General features: G+C 30.7%; 20 protein-coding genes. 8 read left to right on the top strand and 12 right to left on the bottom strand.

Going from position 1 to position 17,237, the window contains the following annotated elements:
- Window positions 1-3: 3 nt before the first annotated feature.
- The 3 genes from EU92_RS01825 to EU92_RS10380 form a co-directional block, all read right to left on the bottom strand.
- Entirely contained in the window at window positions 4-759 is a 756-nt protein-coding gene (locus EU92_RS01825; RefSeq protein WP_032513398.1) for a hypothetical protein, read from the bottom strand.
- 144 nt (window positions 760-903) lie between these two features.
- Complete coding sequence (locus tag EU92_RS10045) at window positions 904-1,053, bottom strand: hypothetical protein (protein ID WP_193741725.1); 150 nt, start codon at window positions 1,051-1,053, stop codon at window positions 904-906.
- A 352-nt stretch (window positions 1,054-1,405) separates the two neighbouring features.
- Window positions 1,406-1,507 (bottom strand): DUF4278 domain-containing protein, encoded by a 102-nt coding sequence (locus tag EU92_RS10380; RefSeq protein WP_072013175.1) that lies wholly within the window; start codon window positions 1,505-1,507, stop codon window positions 1,406-1,408.
- Window positions 1,508-1,803: 296 nt separating this feature from the next.
- Here EU92_RS10380 and EU92_RS01830 point away from each other — a divergent pair, with 296 nt between their 5' ends.
- Complete coding sequence (locus tag EU92_RS01830) at window positions 1,804-1,998, top strand: hypothetical protein (protein ID WP_032513399.1); 195 nt, start codon at window positions 1,804-1,806, stop codon at window positions 1,996-1,998.
- Here the strand turns inward: EU92_RS01830 and EU92_RS01835 are convergent.
- Window positions 1,995-2,261: an RNA recognition motif-containing protein gene (locus EU92_RS01835; protein WP_032513400.1), complete on the bottom strand. Its 267-nt coding sequence runs from the start codon at window positions 2,259-2,261 to the stop codon at window positions 1,995-1,997. The genes EU92_RS01830 and EU92_RS01835 overlap by 4 nt on opposite strands.
- 87 nt (window positions 2,262-2,348) lie before the next feature.
- On the bottom strand, window positions 2,349-4,682 hold the full coding sequence (gene nrdJ / locus EU92_RS01840; RefSeq protein WP_032513401.1) for a ribonucleoside-triphosphate reductase, adenosylcobalamin-dependent: 2,334 nt from the start codon (window positions 4,680-4,682) through the stop codon (window positions 2,349-2,351).
- Window positions 4,683-4,816: 134 nt separating this feature from the next.
- Between nrdJ and EU92_RS01845 the strand changes: the two genes are divergently transcribed.
- The 3 genes from EU92_RS01845 to EU92_RS01855 are packed head-to-tail and all read left to right on the top strand — an operon-like array spanning window position 4,817 to window position 7,907.
- Window positions 4,817-5,512: a class I SAM-dependent methyltransferase gene (locus EU92_RS01845; RefSeq protein ID WP_032513403.1), complete on the top strand. Its 696-nt coding sequence runs from the start codon at window positions 4,817-4,819 to the stop codon at window positions 5,510-5,512.
- A gap of 31 nt (window positions 5,513-5,543) precedes the next feature.
- Complete coding sequence (locus EU92_RS01850; RefSeq protein ID WP_032513404.1) at window positions 5,544-7,181, top strand: peptide chain release factor 3; 1,638 nt, start codon at window positions 5,544-5,546, stop codon at window positions 7,179-7,181.
- Window positions 7,182-7,232: 51 nt separating this feature from the next.
- Entirely contained in the window at window positions 7,233-7,907 is a 675-nt protein-coding gene (locus EU92_RS01855; protein ID WP_032513405.1) for a CPP1-like family protein, read from the top strand.
- Here EU92_RS01855 and hslO read toward each other — a convergent pair whose 3' ends face one another.
- Together hslO and EU92_RS01865 are read right to left on the bottom strand one after the other, a co-directional pair.
- On the bottom strand, window positions 7,908-8,810 hold the full coding sequence (gene hslO / locus EU92_RS01860) for an Hsp33 family molecular chaperone HslO (protein WP_032513407.1): 903 nt from the start codon (window positions 8,808-8,810) through the stop codon (window positions 7,908-7,910). It abuts the gene before it with no gap.
- Window positions 8,800-9,447 (bottom strand): ABC transporter ATP-binding protein, encoded by a 648-nt coding sequence (locus EU92_RS01865; RefSeq protein WP_032513408.1) that lies wholly within the window; start codon window positions 9,445-9,447, stop codon window positions 8,800-8,802. The genes hslO and EU92_RS01865 overlap by 11 nt, the downstream gene beginning before the upstream one ends.
- Before the next feature lie 83 nt (window positions 9,448-9,530).
- On the opposite strand from EU92_RS01865, the gene EU92_RS01870 reads away from it, so the two are divergent.
- From EU92_RS01870 to EU92_RS01880, 3 genes are read left to right on the top strand one after another with little or no spacing between them, the layout of a single operon-like run.
- Complete coding sequence (locus EU92_RS01870; RefSeq protein ID WP_032513409.1) at window positions 9,531-9,974, top strand: DUF3531 family protein; 444 nt, start codon at window positions 9,531-9,533, stop codon at window positions 9,972-9,974.
- A gap of 9 nt (window positions 9,975-9,983) precedes the next feature.
- Window positions 9,984-10,757 (top strand): 16S rRNA (uracil(1498)-N(3))-methyltransferase, encoded by a 774-nt coding sequence (locus EU92_RS01875; RefSeq protein ID WP_032513410.1) that lies wholly within the window; start codon window positions 9,984-9,986, stop codon window positions 10,755-10,757.
- Between the two features lie 6 nt (window positions 10,758-10,763).
- Complete coding sequence (locus tag EU92_RS01880) at window positions 10,764-11,507, top strand: DUF92 domain-containing protein (RefSeq protein WP_032513411.1); 744 nt, start codon at window positions 10,764-10,766, stop codon at window positions 11,505-11,507.
- Window positions 11,508-11,522: 15 nt separating this feature from the next.
- Here the strand turns inward: EU92_RS01880 and EU92_RS01885 are convergent, their stop codons facing one another.
- From EU92_RS01885 to EU92_RS01905, 5 genes are read right to left on the bottom strand one after another with little or no spacing between them, the layout of a single operon-like run.
- The gene (locus tag EU92_RS01885) at window positions 11,523-12,167 is read right to left on the bottom strand and encodes a GDSL-type esterase/lipase family protein (protein ID WP_032513412.1); all 645 of its coding nucleotides are present in this window, start codon (window positions 12,165-12,167) and stop codon (window positions 11,523-11,525) included.
- A gap of 48 nt (window positions 12,168-12,215) precedes the next feature.
- Window positions 12,216-13,718, bottom strand: a complete 1,503-nt coding sequence (locus tag EU92_RS01890; protein WP_032513496.1) for a PhnE/PtxC family ABC transporter permease — start codon at window positions 13,716-13,718, stop codon at window positions 12,216-12,218.
- Window positions 13,719-13,722: 4 nt separating this feature from the next.
- A complete protein-coding gene (locus EU92_RS01895) occupies window positions 13,723-14,460 on the bottom strand; it encodes an ATP-binding cassette domain-containing protein (protein WP_032513413.1) in 738 nt (245 codons plus the stop codon).
- Complete coding sequence (locus EU92_RS01900; protein WP_032513414.1) at window positions 14,457-15,350, bottom strand: putative selenate ABC transporter substrate-binding protein; 894 nt, start codon at window positions 15,348-15,350, stop codon at window positions 14,457-14,459. The genes EU92_RS01895 and EU92_RS01900 overlap by 4 nt, the downstream gene beginning before the upstream one ends.
- A 14-nt stretch (window positions 15,351-15,364) precedes the next feature.
- Window positions 15,365-16,543: a pyridoxal phosphate-dependent aminotransferase gene (locus tag EU92_RS01905; protein WP_032513416.1), complete on the bottom strand. Its 1,179-nt coding sequence runs from the start codon at window positions 16,541-16,543 to the stop codon at window positions 15,365-15,367.
- A gap of 163 nt (window positions 16,544-16,706) precedes the next feature.
- Here EU92_RS01905 and EU92_RS01910 point away from each other — a divergent pair, with 163 nt between their 5' ends.
- Window positions 16,707-17,210 carry a uracil-DNA glycosylase gene (locus EU92_RS01910; RefSeq protein ID WP_032523455.1) on the top strand — a complete coding sequence of 168 codons (504 nt, stop codon included), beginning with the start codon at window positions 16,707-16,709 and terminating at the stop codon, window positions 17,208-17,210.
- Window positions 17,211-17,237: the final 27 nt, after the last annotated feature.

Here is a 17,237-nt window from a genome sequence, read left to right as displayed (position 1 = left end):
TAATTATTCATAGCATTCAGCTTTACGTATTGAGTCAGCTCCTCCTCCTATTGGACTAATTTGAGGGGGCATCCATGACCCTTCATTTGTCCCTTTAAATTTTTTGTAAACTGAGTGTAAATTATTTTTGCAGCTCACGATAATCCATCCATATTTGGATTTTGATGCAACATATGGCGAGAAACTATCTTTTTTGTTTTTACGATAATAATATGCTGCTAATATTGACTTTTCATATTTTTTAACGCTCGAATTATATCTAAATTCCTTTGAATTATTTTTATACAAAGTTATCCAGCTCCCCTCAGAATGAGATGCTTGGGAAGTTGGTTTTTGGCTATCCCACAAATATTTAGTCTTATCGGTATAACCCCATTTGTCAGCGGCACTTGTTCTTAAGCAATAAAATTTTGCAACTTCTTCTACACTTGATCCTATTGAAATACTGTTCCATGTACCTTTTTGAGACATTTGCTTTTTCTTCCTAAGATAGAAATCCTTATTCCTGCAATTTATATCTAAACGACCAAGTATTTGTTTGTTTTTCTCTATTAATTTAATTTGTAATCTGAAAGAATCTTTATTTAGTTCTTTATAACTGCCGAGATTAATCCAACTTTTAATATTCCCATATTGATCAATGCCAATAGGTTGCCATTCAAAACTTTTGGCATTAGCCAATAACTTTTCATTTAAACCTAAGTTATTTAAAAGTAAAATGCTAAAGATGGGATAGAGTCTATTACAAAAATTTTTCACTTTTTAAAGAATTAGTAATTACGTTATTTTATTATTTTCTTTATATATAAACAAGTTCTAGGACAACTTTTTGTAAATCATAAAATTAAATATGTTAAATTTTAGGTTTTAAAAAATGACTAAAAGAGGAAGAATAAATATCAATTATCCAAAATTGAAGCTATCTTGAAATAATCCAAATACATTGTTACCAACTATCGCTGAAATTATTAAAACGAATGCAACTATTGCAAAAAGAGCACTTACATCTTTGATGTCGTAGGGCGCTTTAAACAAAGGTTTTTGGTCTGTCATTTTATTAATTATGTAAATGCTATTAAATCATATTAGTTCAGTGCTTGAAAAAATTTTTTAGTCATTATTTATATTCATGTTATTGAAGTTTTTTTATTTGAAAAATTAGTGGTTAAAAAGAATTATAAAACTATGATAATCTTTTTGGATTTAAAGGCTCCCTAAGAAGACTTTTGAAGAATTAATTATTCTAATTACCTTGTTTGTAAAGATAAAAATTTTAAAAATTGGTGTTAGGCGTTGATTTATACTCCAATAATAAAATTCTGCAAGAAAATAGAACTTAAGTTATCTAAAAAATTACAAAAAAAAAAGCCACTTTAAGTGACTTTTTTATTATTTAATAAATGAACTAGCTTGTATAAGCTTTGCCTCTGTAAGTTAGTTCGAAATGCTGCTTCTTAGCAACATTTTTGGACTGGACGTACTTTTGTCCTCTGTATATTAGAGTCATTACTTAAGCTCTGATTTCGCTTAAGTCCCCGTTCCATGGCTTAAGTCGATCTGCGGCTTGCTAAACGCAAGTTGAACGATTTGGTAGCCTTTGCTACAAAATTATATTAACATCCTAAAAATTTATTTGTCCAGCTCTTTTTAATTTCTTAATGATTATCTTAGGTTTTTAGTTCAAAATATTTAAGTTTATTGTCATGAAGATTCCTCCAGGTTACATTTTGTTCGTTTTTGAGAAGTATTTTTTATTTAATGAACATTTAAATGTAAAATTCTTAAGATTATAAAATTAGTTTTATGTTTTCTAAAAGCAAAAAACCTACAGTAAAAAAATCTGCAATAGTTGAAGACACTCCATTATTTGCTCAATTACTACCATTCGCAAACAGGATGAATGATAAGGTTCAGTTGGTAAATGCTTTAGCGTTTACTTTCATTATGGGATTTTCAATTTTTGGAATTGCTCTATGGAGACTCTCAGCGCTGACCTAATTATTTAATTTTTGCAAAGTATCAATTTTTGATTCTTTATCTTTAATTATTGTTATTAACCATTTAGAAGCCAGACCTCTTGATATGGCTCTATTTTTTAGAAATCTACATATGTAAATATGTAGATTTTTTTCATTTTTGGAATTAAATTTTTCTTCAAACTCTAATATATCCTCTTCCGAGGTTCTCTTTTTCAACTCATCCAATAATGCATGACTGGAGGAATCATTAAATAAGTTCCCAATATTTAAGCTTAATGTCATAAATAATTTATGTCCCTATTTAAGAGGTAGCCATAAATTAAAGTTTTAAAAACTAATTTATCTTTTTATTTACAAATAATTTAAAGTTTAATTTTTCGGTTTAGCAAGAGGAAGCAGACACTTATCTGAATCACAACCGGCAGGACCTGCTTCAGACAGTTCTCCAATATCATATTTATTGAGAGCGTCAAAGAAATCATTATTAACTTTCCTCTCTAGAACTTTATTCTGTAATGATATATATTCCTCTTTACTTATTGGTTCAAAAGGTAATCTCGGGAATGTTGCATTAGCACTAAATCGAGCTAGTAAAGCTGCCGAAATATATCCTTCATTATTCTCTATCGCATTATGAATAGCTTTCGCTAAATCCTCGATTTCATCTTCTCTAAATTCTACGGTTGCGGAGGTATTATGCTCTGTATAGAATTTCTGCACTTGCATATAAAAATCAAATTGAGCTAATGCCGAGAAATTATTAATGTCTATCTGGTCCGCACCTTCTATATTTGCCCAGCTAACTTCTGTTGGGATTTCTACCAACCATTCAGTACATCTTGGATCAAACGGATTATCAAGCAAACAGCCATTCTCATCTTTATCAGATTGTGATGGAACAACGGAGTAACCATAATCCATACAAGCTAAAGCAATTGGATCATTTTTCCTGAAAGTTATCCTTCTTATGAATCTTTGAGCCTTTGGGGGGTGCCATCCTGGTGCTGCTCCAGTTAGGAGACTTTTAGTACCAGCTGGCTGGACAGTTGTACATCGGTTTGGTCTTCTTAGATTATGTTTATCGCAATATTCCCAGACAGTTTCTTTTACTATTTTTCTCCACGAATCTAAGAATTTAGCTTCTTGCTTTTTGAAGGCCTTCCCCTCCTCGTTATCGGGCCTTCCTGCTTCCCACCACTTCAACCATGGTGTCCCAAAGGCATGGACACAAAAATCGAATAATCCAGTGAAACTAACCCCTACAATAGGATCATACTCCCTACTTTTTCTATAACGCTCAACTTCAAATTCATGATTAAGTAAGCATGCTACCGAAAGAGCGGCTGCTTTAAAAGCCTTTTTTTGTTCTTCAAAGTTTTCTGGATCAATTTGATTTAAATGAACTTCAGCCAAATTGCAGTGAAAATCATTTCCCAAAATCTCCCCACAGGGGTTTAGTCCATATCTACTCATCCGATGATCTAGCTCTTCTTCTGAAAATGGACCATAACTACTATTTATCCAATTTCTCGCTTCACCCTTACCTTGTTCTGAGTATATTTCAATAAATTCTTTTCTCAATTCATCATCTTTAAGAATATCTGCATTTGACCTCGCGATTGCTTCTGGAGCAAATTGAATAGCCCCCTCACCCGAATGGAATTGTTTTGTGACAGCATCCAAAACAGTTTGGTAAGAGGGTTTTGTATGGTAAACCCTAGTATGGTTGGCCATCCTTAGAGCATCTTTTTCAGGATCTATTCTCCAATTACCATGCTCATCTTGACTCCATAAATTTTCTTTTGCCGATGCCGCTTCCTTGTCATCTGAGGCAAATTGTCTCATTCCAGCGCTTCTTCTTATATTCCCTGCAACTATGGTTACTGCAGCTTCATCTATTAATAAACAACACTCAACGGTGCTTAATTTCCTGCCAATTGCCTTTCCAAGAAGTGAGGCGACTCTAGAATAGAGATCTTTCAATTTGATAGGATTTGCCATGCCACCAAAACCTTTTAATGATTCTCCAGCAGGTCTAATGTCTTCCAAATTAATATAAACATCAATTTCTCTACCAAGACTTTCATTACTTGATGCCTCAAGAAGATATTTATAGCTATCTACCCAGCCTCTTCGGCTATCTCCAACTTTGATATGAAGATCTTTTCCTTTGATTTCTAAAGATGACTTTTCTTCTCTTTGATTTTTAGGGGTTATTCCAACTTCACTAACCGATTTAATATTTATTTTGTTTATTACCTTAGGTAGTTTGTTTATAAAATGAGGTTCAATTATTGCACCCGTTCCACATCCCATCATTGCTAAGTCCATCATCAGAGCGAAGGCTTCCCAATCAATTAAGTTCGTTGAAGTACAGTTGTATGCCCCTGAGAAATTTTGATTCTTATTAATCCAAGGAGTTCCGCCAATCCATAACCATCTCCCTGAAGGTTGGGCTTTTTGGTTACTTTGCATCTCTCTCATTAAGATCAATTCTTCATCAGAAAGTTTTCCTAACTTTTTTAATCCCGATAAATTTCTTTCACCTACTTCGCTCCAGTTCTCTCTTTTCCCAGAGGAAGTTTTCCTACTGTAAGATCTAAAAAAGACAGGATAAGCAGCTGGAGCCGTTTTTGGAAAATCATCTTTTTTAAGATTATTGGAGTTGTTCTCTGAAGAAGCTTTATTTGGTGCAACAGTCACGATAAAAAAAAACGTATGTAAATGCCAGTATTGGAAGAATAACTCTACCTGTGGCGTCTGCAACTATTCTTACCACTATTTAACGGTTTGTGTAGAATTATTTTTAATATGAAATCTTTATTTTAAGAAAGAATATGGAAAGAATCCCTGAACCTGAATTAATGAAAAAAAAAGAGCAGGTCATTTCTTATGACAAAGCTGATTTCTTAGAAGGGGAACTTAATCTAATTAATCAAATTAGTCATTATCTTTTGAGGGAAAATATTTCTTTAAATGAAAAAGATTTAATTGTTGATTTAGGATGCGGCCCAGGAAATATTTCTGAGAAGTTAGCAATAAAATGGCCTAATACTGAAGTAATTGGAATAGATGGATCTAAAGAGATGATTTTGAGAGCAGAATATAACAAAGAGATTTCTATGAATCAAAGAAAATTAAAAAATTTACGCTACATTTGTTCTGACATTAAAGACATTAAATCAACTAATTTTTTACTTAAGAAAGAAATAAGTTTACTTGTAAGTAACAGTTTGATTCATCACATTACCCGTCTAGAAGACTTCTTTAACACTATAAGAAGATTTTCTAGTAATATAACTGTCAATTTTCACAAGGACTTGAAGAGGCCCTTAGATGAAAAGTCTGCTCTAGAACTAAAAACACAATGCTCAGATAAATATGATGAAATTTTGACTAATGATTATTATGCATCTTTAAGAGCTTCTTATACTTTTAAAGAATTAAAAAATTTCATTTTAGAGAATGATCTATCTTCTTTAGAAGTGTTTGAAGATGGTGATAAATATTTAATAGTCTATGGTAATGTTTAAGAACTAAGTGAAAGGCCCCTATATTAGATAAATGAGCTTAGGTACTAAAATTTTAAATAATAAAGATATTATTGATGCAGTAAATAAAAGAAGAAATTTTGCAATTATTTCACATCCAGATGCTGGAAAAACGACTCTTACTGAAAAGCTTCTTTTGTATGGAGGGGCCATTCAACAAGCAGGTGCAGTAAAGGCTCGGGGTAATCAGAGAAAAGCTACTTCAGACTGGATGGAACTTGAGAAACAAAGAGGTATTTCAATTACATCAACTGTATTACAATTTGAATATGAAAGATCAGTAATCAATCTATTAGATACACCAGGTCACCAAGATTTCTCTGAAGATACTTATAGAACATTAGCTGCTGCTGATAATGCAGTTATGTTGGAAGATGCTGCTAAAGGCTTAGAACCCCAAACTAGAAAATTGTTTGAAGTTTGCAAGATGCGTAAAATACCAATATTTACTTTCATAAATAAAATGGATAGGCCAGGAAGAGAGCCATTTTCTTTACTTGATGAAATTGAATCAGAACTTGGATTAAATACTTTACCTATTAACTGGCCAATTGGGAGTGGCGAGGAATTTAGGGGAGTTATTGATAGATTTTCAAGAGAGGTAATTTTATTTGATAAAGCCTTAAGAGGGAAACAATCCAATGAAAAGAGACTGAGTCTTGAAGATAAAGAATTATCAAAATATGTGGAGAAAGAGTTACTTGAGATCTCACTTGAAGAATTGGAGGTTCTTGATGAGGCAGGATCGAAATTTGAAAAAGAAAATGTTTTTAATGGCTCTTTAACTCCAGTATTCTTTGGATCTGCGATGACAAATTTTGGTGTGAGACCATTTTTAGATAGTTTCCTAAAAATGGCTCAAAAACCAACTTCAAGAAATAGCAATAAAGGAGATATTGAACCTGTAAGAGATGAATTTAGTGGTTTTGTTTTTAAGCTTCAAGCAAATATGGATCCAAAGCACAGAGATAGGGTCGCTTTCATAAGAGTTTGTAGTGGTAAATTTGAAAAGGATATGTCAGTTAAACATTCCAGAACTGGGAAAACAATCAGATTATCAAGACCACAAAAAATATTTGGGCAAGACAGAGAAGTCGTTGATGATGCTTACCCTGGTGATGTTATTGGCTTAAATAATCCAGGAATGTTTTCTATTGGAGATACTCTTTATACAGGTGCTCATCTAGAGTTCGAGGGAATACCATCCTTTAGTCCTGAAATATTCAGCTGGCTAAGAAATCCAAATCCTTCAGCATTTAAAAACTTTAGAAAAGGCGTGAATGAACTTCGTGAAGAAGGCGCTGTTCAGATTCTTTATGACTTTGATGAGAGCAAAAGAGATCCTATACTCGCAGCTGTTGGTCAATTACAGTTGGAAGTAGTATCTCATAGGTTAAAAAGTGAATATGGTGTAGATGCAAATCTTGAATCAATGCCATATCAATTAGCTAGATGGGTTTCTGAGGGATGGGCGGCTATTGAAAAACTCGGCAGGGTTTTCAATTGTAAAATAGTTAAGGATTGTTGGAATAGACCAGTTATTCTTTTTAAAAACGAGTGGAATCTAAATCAATTTGTTGAAGATAATAATCACTTGAATTTAAAAAAAGTTGCTCCTGTTGTTAGTGGAGTAGAACCAATTGTTTTATAAATCCTAAAAGGATTATAAAATCAGTTAATCTGTTAGTATTGGTAAAAAATTTTGGATTCAAACAGTAGTAAAAACAATAGTGAAAAATCACCTTATGAAATTTTAGGGGTAAAAGAAGGTGCTGCCTTTGAGGATATCCAAAAGGCTAGAGATATTAAAGTTAAAGAGGCTGGTGAAGATTTAATTTTAAAAGCAAAAATAGAATCATCCTTTGATCAATTACTTATGGGTAGTTTGAAAGCAAGACAATCAGGAAATGTAAGTTATGAAGCTGTAAGTGCTTCAAAAAAAGAAAAACAAATTAATCAATTTACCAATAATAATTTCCCACTACTTTCTAAGATAAAAAATTTAAATAATAATTCTAAGAATTCAAGCCAGTATAGTCTTCCTAAAATAACCCCCCCCTCATTTGATAATCTTTCAATAAAAATATCTCTTGGATTACTATTTTTAGTTTTGTTATTTATTAGTCCAGATTCGAATAATAGACTTTTGCTTTCCATCTCAACATTGATACTTACCTATACCCAAATTAAATCGGGGAAAAGATTTATAGGCTCTTTAGGATGGAGCGTTACTTTTCTTTCAATAGGACTAATATTCGGCGGATTACTTGAAACTAATTCTTTCATTCAAGAGATATCAAACAATTCTTTATCAATACAAAAAATTCAAAGTATTCCCGCAATGGTTATTTTATGGCTGGGAGTAATCTTTTTATGATTAATTTTCTATAATCGATCTAATTTCTTCAGAATTTATCAAATATTTATTCTTACAAAATTCACATACCAATTCTGCTTTGCCATCTTTCTTTAGAATATCTTCTAATTCACTCTTATCTAGCATTTGCATCGCATTTAAGCTTCTTTGTTTGGAACACTTGCATTCAAAACTAACTTCTTGGGAACGAGCTTTTTCAGATATTGATTCATCGTCAATATCGGGGAATATATTTCTTATTAAAGAGATAAGATTATCTTTTGCCTGAAATAGGTCTTCGCTAAATGAATTAATTTCTTTACATCTTTCTTCAATTAGTGAGACAAGTATAGGGTCAGTGTCTTTTTTAGGTAAAACTTGAGCTAATAATCCACCACTGCAAATAACATTTTTATTTTGAATTTTTTCTCCTATAAATACAGCAGAAGGAGTTTGTTCTGAATAATATAAATATGAAGCCAAGTCTTCAGCAATATTTCCCTTTACTAATTCAACAGTACTTGTAAATGGCTCTCCAATTCCACTATCTCTAATAACATTTAAATATCCTGTACCTAATGCTCTTTTAAAATCAAAAGAATATTTATTATTATCAGTTTTTACAAGATCTAACTCTAAATCAGGATTCCCAACATAACCCCTAACTTTCCCGTCTCTACCTGCATCAACTAACAATCCCTTTAAAGGACCGTCAGATCTAACTCTTAAAGTGACTCTCCCATGCATTATCTTCATCGAACTTGCTAAAAGAAGTGAGGCACTAAAGGCTCTTCCTAATATGCAGGTCGTTAAATAAGAAAGACCGTGCCTTTTTTTTGCTTCTAAAGAAGATTCTGTTGTTAAGACTGCAACTAATCTTATTCCTCCATTTGCTGCATTAGCACGAACTAACTTATCCATCATAATTTTCTTTCATAAAATTTTTGATTTTTCCTTTTTCCAGAATTAATATTCTAGATGGAATTCCATCAAATAAGGCAGGTTCATGAGTAACAATAATAATTGTATTTTTATTTTTTAGATCAAGAATTAAATTCTTCACATCATTTCTCATTGACCAGTCTAATCCAGCAGTTGGTTCATCAAATAAAAGAATTGTGGGGTTTCTAAGCAGCTGAACTGCCACAGCTAATCTTCTTTGTTGTCCGCCGCTAAGTTGCTCTGGTGGTTGCGTCAGATTTAATTTTTTCAAACCGACCTTATTTAAAACTATTTCTATATTTTTTTCTCTTAAAGATTTATGGCCAATTTTTAATTCTTTTCCAATAGTAGTCCCAATAAAGTATCTCTCTGGAAATTGGAATACTACTCCACATAACCATCTTCTTTTCCTAGAAGATAAAATTTTATTTTTCCATGAAATTTCCCCTTTTTGGGGATTTGTTAATCCGCTTATTATTTCAATTAGGGTGGTTTTACCAGAACCACTATTTCCGCAAATTAAGATGATTTCATTTTCATGAACTTTTAAATTAAGATTATCTATTATTTTTCTTTCACCAGTTTGAGGTTGATAAGATATTTCTTTTAAATCAAGCATTATTAATTAAGTTATGAGTACGAATTTTAATCTAGTAATAACTTACTTATAATAGATATAGATCTAAAAAGCTATTAGTCAATATGAATATCGTTTTTAGAGAAGTTGACCCTTTTAATTGTTGGATATGGATAAGGTTTTCAGAATCACCAACTCAAGATGAAAAAAATTATTTAGATGGTGTTTTCGATAGTTGGTACGTTTTAGGAAGATTAGGTGGCTTTAATTCTGAAAATTTGCAAACTCATGAAGAAGGTTCAGATCTTAGTTGGATGCCTTACGATAATGACCTGAAAAACGCATCTCTTCCTGCTTTAATGCATAATTTAGGAATTATGGAATATCAAAACCTATGGGCCAGATGTTGGGTTGATTTTGGGACTTCAGATTCGCTTTCAATAGATATATTAATTAATTCTTTGAATGAGATCTCAAATAATTATGTCAAAATTGAAGAATTAATTATTGGTGGTGAAAATAACGACTGGGCTACTGAAGAACATGAAGATTTGGTTTTTAAAGATTAAGAGTTTTAGATGGAAGACTTAACAAGACTAATTATTTCCCCTGAAAGAATTGTAAATATTAAGAATAATAATTTAGAACTGACTAATGATGAGGCTCATTACATAAATAAAGTAATGAGGATAAAAACTGGTAAAGAAATATTCATAGGTAATGGCGAGGGTTCATTGTGGAAAGCTATAAAAGTTAAAAATAATTGTTTAAACATAATTCAATTTAAAAACCCTTATTTATTTAAAGAAAAAGAAAATTTATTATTGGGAATAGCTGTTGTTATACCAAAGAATGGTTTTGAGGATATTTTAAGAATGTGTACTGAGATAGGGATTGATTTTATTCAACCATTATTTTCAGAAAGACAGGTCAACAAAAATTTAAATTTTACGAGAAAAATTTTTAGATGGAATTCAATTATCAAAGAAGCAGTTGAGCAAAGTGAAAGATTATGGAAACCATCTATTTCAAATGGCATAGATATTATTGAATGGATAAAAAATAGAGATAATCGAGAAAGAGTCTCAATTTCTATAACTAGAGATGATAATTGTTATAACTTAAATCAATGGTTAAATAAACAGAAAGAATTTTTAAATAAAAAAGGGGCTATTTTCTGGAATGTAATTGGCCCTGAAGGAGGTTGGTCTTCAAGAGAAATTGAGTTTTTTAACAAAAATAATAATACCTTCGTTAAGCTCTCTGACACTATCTTGAGAACTTCAACCGCTAGTATTAATGCATCATCAACTCTAAATCAGTGGAGAATTGATTTGAAATTAAGGAATTAGATAATTATGGAATTAATTAGAAATCAATTTTTTATAGGTTTTTGCATTAACTTTAGTTTGATTTATATATTTTGCAAGATTCCTTTGATGACAAAAGGTGGTTGGATAAGTGCAGGTATTTTAGGAACAATTTTGTGGGGATGCTTTTCTTGGCAGGGATGGATGTCAGTTGTAATTTATTTATTATTTGGATCTCTCGTTACCAAAATAGGTTTTAAATTTAAAAAAGAACAAGGAATAGCTGAAAAAAGAGGTGGGAGAAGAGGTCCTGAAAATGTATGGGGCTCTGCAGCTACAGGATTATTTTTTGCCATTATGACCAAATTTAATGCTCCCAACGCAGTGATGTTTAAAATAGGATTTGCTGCAAGTTTTGCTGCAAAGTTGGCGGATACTTTTGGCAGCGAAATTGGTAAAAGGTTTGGAAAGGATACATATTTAATTACTTCACTTAAAAAGGTTGAAAGAGGAACTGAAGGAGGAATAAGTTTAGAAGGAACATTAGCTAGTGTCTTGGGATCAATATTTATGGCATTTATAATGCTTCGTCTTTCAATTATTTCTACAAAATCCCACTTCATAATTGTTGCAGTCTCGGGATTATTGGCAACACTCTCCGAAAGTATTATTGGTGCTAGATTTCAAAATAAATATAAATTAAGTAATGAAATGGTAAACGCTATGCAGACAAGTATTGCTTCTGTTTTTGCTATCTTTGGTCTTATTTTATATTCATATTTTGTAAATTAAAAATATTTGAAAGACTTAGGATACCTTCCATTTTGTAAGAATATCCCAGCTCTTCAGTCTTTGGAAAATCCAGAAATGACCTTTGGAATTTAAATGAATACCATCACTAGTAATCCAATTTTTACTCCTTTTATCAGAGTACATTTCTCTAAAAGTTGGAAGAAATGGAACATTCTGATTGAGGCATACTTCCTCCATTCTCCTTTCATAAGAATTACAAAACTCATTAGAATACCATAGACATCCTGCGAACGGCATTTTGCTTTCGTCAACAGGTGTCAGACCAATAACAAAGACATTTGTTTGGGATTTCATTTCATTAATTAGTCTCTCTAAACCATATTCAAATCCATCTATATCTAATTGATGCCTTCCGTTTTTCTGACCAATTGCTGCAGTATCATTAAGACCAACATTTAGTAGGATTGCTTTAGGTTTATTTCTTCTCGTTTCTCCTCTTGAGGACCACTCTTTTTCCCATCTAGATGAAACTTTTTCTATCCCATCTCCCCTTACTCCAAGTTGATAAATAACTGGCCCATTTTGGTTATTGCACCAATCTTTTCTAAGCCTCTCACACCACCCGCCACCTACATTATCTCCCCATCCATAAACTGAGCTATCTCCAATTACAACTAGCTGTTTTGGTAAACTAATCACTATAATAGTAAAAAGTAAGTACTTGATTCAACAAAATATTTTTACAAATCAAGTTAAACTATTTTTAATTTTACCATTGATTAATTCGCCAACTATTGCGATGGAGCTATAAGCTGTCAAAACCATGATAACTTCTTTCCCTGCGAAGGAACTTAGAGATTCTTGCAATTGCCAACCTAGACCAACACTTCCAATAATTCCAACAATTGCAGTTTCTCTAATAATTATGTCAGATCTATAAGCGCAATATGCTAAATAACTTTTTGCTTGTTGAGAAAATAAACCTAAAAGCCAACTAGTCTTTTTTGAGATTCCTAAAGATTTCATTGCGATATAATTACTTTTATCTTGGCTATCTAGATTTGTAAAAAGTAATTTGCTTGTAATGCCAGCATTATGAAGACCAAGTGTTAAAGCTGCTAAAGATAAAGAAGGATTATTAAAAGTTAATAGAGTTATAAGTATTACAGGTGTAGGTATTAAACGTAATAAAAATGCAAAAAATTTTATAAGAATTTTAGAAGTATTGTTGTTAAACAATCCTATTAATAATGGAGGTAAACTAATTGCAATTCCTGTCGATAATAGACTTAAAATTATTGTTTCCAATATAAGTTTTAAGAAATTAAATAATTCTAAATCTGAGCTTGATTTAAATAGAAAACTAATAGAATTGAAATTTTCAAAATTATTATTAAAAACAAAATAAAGAAAATATGAAAAAGAAAGTAAAATTGTTATAAAAATAACTACAATAAAAATAATAGATAGATTTTTATTTGTATTATTAAATTTAATTTTTTTGAATATTAAGCTAGAAATAATTATCAAAATTGCTAAGGACCATAAATAAGTCCATAACTCTCTAAAATTCAAAGTTTGTAAAGATAAGAGAATACTAGTACCTATTCCTCCAATCCCAAAAAGTCCTAAAATCAATGTACTTCTTATTGAACACTCTAATCGATATAAACCAAAGTTTTTAAATGTATTTATTATTGGATTCCATATTAAAGTTAATAAAAAAGAAAATTTAGGGGCGTTTATTTGGTTTATAGATTCAAAAATTTTGTAGTCAATAGTTTCTAATTGTTCAGCAAAGACTTTTGAATTTACAGCAATATAAGGAATACATATTGCTATTATTCCTATCGAAAAATTTATGCCATATATTTGCATTAATAGTAATCCCCAAACTACTTCATGAAGAGATCTAATTATGGTTAGAAAAAACCTTATTATGCTATAGAAAAGATTTGGAATATTAAAAATTTTATAAAAAATATTTGAGGATAATATTCCAAAAATTGCTCCAAAAATAATACTTACTAACCAACTAAAAAACGCAATTAAGATAGTTTCATTTAATCGATTAATTACGGTAAAAATAATTTCATTATCGATTTTGGGATTAAATGCAGAAATAAAAAATTCTTGGAATAATTTAAATCCTCCAAAATGTAAGTTAGTTATTAATTGATACCCCAAAGGTATGCAAACCAAAATTGGAAGAAAAGATAATGAGGTATAGTTTAATTTTAATTTATTCAACAAATTAATATATTTTGTCTAAATGAAACTTCTTTAAGTTAGTTCTTTTAATATTGAAAAAAATTTTACCATCTCTTATTCCTATAACTTTATCGAAATCGTTCAACAAATCTAATCTATGTAATGCAACTAAAGTTGTCTTTGGGAATTTTATATTATTTTTATCCACATTTTCTAGCAGTAGGTTTTTAATTGTTTTTATCAATTTGGGATCTAAATTACTAAAAGGCTCATCTGCAAGTAATATATTTGATCCTTGAATTAATGATCTAGCTATAGCTACTCTTTGTTTTTGCCCACCAGAAAGTTTTCTGATTTTTTTGTCGTATATAGAGTTATGAAGTTTACATAATTGCATATATTTATGAGCCTTCTTGAAAGAACTTATATTTAGCAAATTTTTAAAAGCGAAATAAAAATTGTTTTCCGCTAGTAGTCCACAATTAACATTTTGTTCTGCCGAGAGATCTTCTATTAATCTTAAATCTTGCCAAATAGTTGTTATCTTGTGTTTTTGCTTTCTATCTAATTCCTCGAAACTTTTATTGAATAATTTAACCTCACCTAGAGTTGGCTTTATAGTACCATTAAGCACTGATATAAGAGTAGTTTTTCCTGAACCACTTTTACCTAAAAGTGCAATTTTCTCTCCTGAATTGATTTTTAAATTTACTTTATTTAGAATCAGATTTTTTTTGTATTTATAAGATATATTTTTTAGTTCTAAGAGAGTATTTTTCATCTAATTTTATTTAATTTTCTCCCGATATTCTCAATCTTTTTATACTGTTTTGCTTCTGCATTAATAAATCTTTTTGCATTGAACATATCTAATATCTGTTGATGTGATTTTTTCTTTATATCTAAATTTAGAATTACTGATTTAAGTTGTTTTGTAAACCCTTCCCCGAATTTCCTGTCAAGATCGCCTTGAGCTAACCAATGATAGTCAACATATTTTGGAGTGATCCAGAATAATTTTAAATTACTTGTTCTTTTGGGATTATTTTTAAGATTGTTTTCCCAAACTTGTTTATTTAAAGCTCCTGCATCAAATGCCCCACTATTAACTAAAGCTATTGTGGCATCATGACTTCCACTAAAACTTGCTTTTTTACCTTTAAAGTGTTTAATTTCTACCCCTGCCTGATTTAGGAAATATTCTGGCATTAATCTTCCAGAAGTTGAGTTTTCAGAGCCAAAAGTAAATCTTAAATTCTTGAGTTTTTTTAGTTCTTTAATGTTTGAAATTGAGTTAAGTTCTGAATGTTTATTTACTATAAAAACACTTTCAAATTTCTTATCGATATTTCTTTGAGCTATGACAATTGAATTAGGAGTTTGTAATCTTGCTTGAACTCCTGATAAACCGCCAAACCAAACCAAATCTAAATCTTTAAGTCTAAATCCAGTTACTGCTGCAACATAATTAATAACAGGAATGTATTTAACTTCTACATTAAGTTGCTTGGATAATTCTTTTGAAAATAAATTAAATCTTTTGTCTAAAACATCTTGGTTTTGATCAGGTATTGCTCCAACCTTTAAAACTTTGGGATTTGAAAATACAGGTAATGAAAAGATAGAAAATAATAGAGATGAACTCAGTATAAAATTTTTTAAATTAAACATATTTAGGTTTTAAATTAATAATACTCTGATATAGCTTTTGAAAATCTATTTAGGCCCTCTTTTATTTTAACTACTGAAGCTGCACAAGATATTCTTATACATTCGTCAGCACCAAAAGCTTTTCCAGGTACAACAACTAATCCATAATCTTGAAGAGCTTTTTTGCAAAAATCAACAGAAGTAATTGAGGAGTTAGGTAATCTTGGAAATGCGTAAAATGCTCCATTAGGTTCTTCAATATAAATCCCATTTATATTTTTAAGGCCCTCATAAAGAAGACTTCTTCTTTGATCATAATGGCTATTTATCATTGAGAAAAACTCATTATTAATTTTTAAAGCCTCTAAAGCACCTTTTTGAACAAAAGAACATACATTACTTGTACTTTGACTTTGTAATGCTGAGGATGCTTTGATTACATCTTTGGGACCTACTAAATAACCTATCCTCCATCCTGTCATAGCCCATCCTTTAGCAAATCCATTTATTAAAAAAATTCTCTCTTTTAAGTCATTAGCTAATGTAGATAAACTGTAGTGAATAAAATCTTTTTTAAGGATTAGTTCGTAAATTTCATCACAAAGAATATTGATATTTGGATTTTCCCTGGCTATATCAGCAACTTGTAATAACTCTTCTTTTGACATTACTCTACCTGTAGGATTATTGGGAGAATTCATAATTATAAATTTAGTTTTTGTAGAGATTTTAGACTTCAAATCATTTATATTTATTTTAAATCCATCTTCAGCAGATGAATTTGTAAAAATTGGCTTCCCACCAGCCAACTTAACCATCTGGGGATAACTTAACCAGTATGGAGCAGGTATGATAACTTCGTCTCCATCATTTAATAAAACTTGGAATAAATTATATATTGCTTGTTTAGCACCATTTGTGATCATTACATTCTCAAATTCAATATCTAAATTGTTTTGAATTTGAAATTTTTTTGCAATTGCTTTTCGGAGATCTAAATTCCCCGCTGCAGGTCCGTACTTTGTAAATCCATCAAATATCGCTTTACTTGTAGCATCTATAACTTCTTTTGGAGCATTAAAATCAGGTTCTCCAGCACTTAAATTGCAGATGTCTACACCCTCTGCAGCTAATTGATTTGCTTTAGCACTTATCTGCAGTGTAAGTGAAGGCTCAATTGAAAGTGCCCTTTTAGATAAATTAGCTTTATTCATTGATTTATAGCTTTTTCAAATATGGCTTTTAATTATGACAAATGCATAAATTAAGAATAAGTAAGAGTATCACAGAATGGTTTAATTTAGTACATTTTCTTAATTTAATTTATTTTCATGTTTTAACTTCTTAAGATAAAAAAAATTTAAATTTTTATTTTCGGTGAAAAGGTTAGTAATTGGAAGAGGAAGTGTATTCGCAGATTTATTAATAATTGGTGAAGCTCCTGGAGCCCAGGAAGACTTAGAGGGAAAACCTTATGTAGGTAAATCTGGTAAATTATTAAACGAATTGTTGAGAAAAGCGGGTATTGATTACGAAGAAGATGTTTATTTTTGTAATGTAATTAAATGTCGTCCATCAAAGAATAGAAAACCAACTACCAGAGAAATTAATATTCATAAACCTTGGTTAATGCAGCAAATAAAACTTGTTGATCCAAAATTTATAATTCTTACTGGTTCGACTGCTATGAGAGCTATTTTAGAAGTTAAAGATCCTATAAGTAATTTAAGAGGTCAATGGATTAACAAAGATGGGAGAGAAATTATGGTAATTTTTCATCCATCATATTTGTTGAGATTTCCTTCAAAAGAAATCAATAAACCCTATGATCTGACTTTCAAGGACCTTGAGAATGTAAGTGGTAAACTATATGCCTTATAATTTAGTGAATCCTTTTTGAATATCAAA

It is taken from the genome of Prochlorococcus marinus str. MIT 9107 (assembly GCF_000759855.1).
GTDB lineage: Bacteria > Cyanobacteriota > Cyanobacteriia > PCC-6307 > Cyanobiaceae > Prochlorococcus_A > Prochlorococcus_A marinus_N.
Note: the sequence above shows the minus strand (reverse complement) of the source record. Positions and strands in the feature narration are given on the sequence as shown.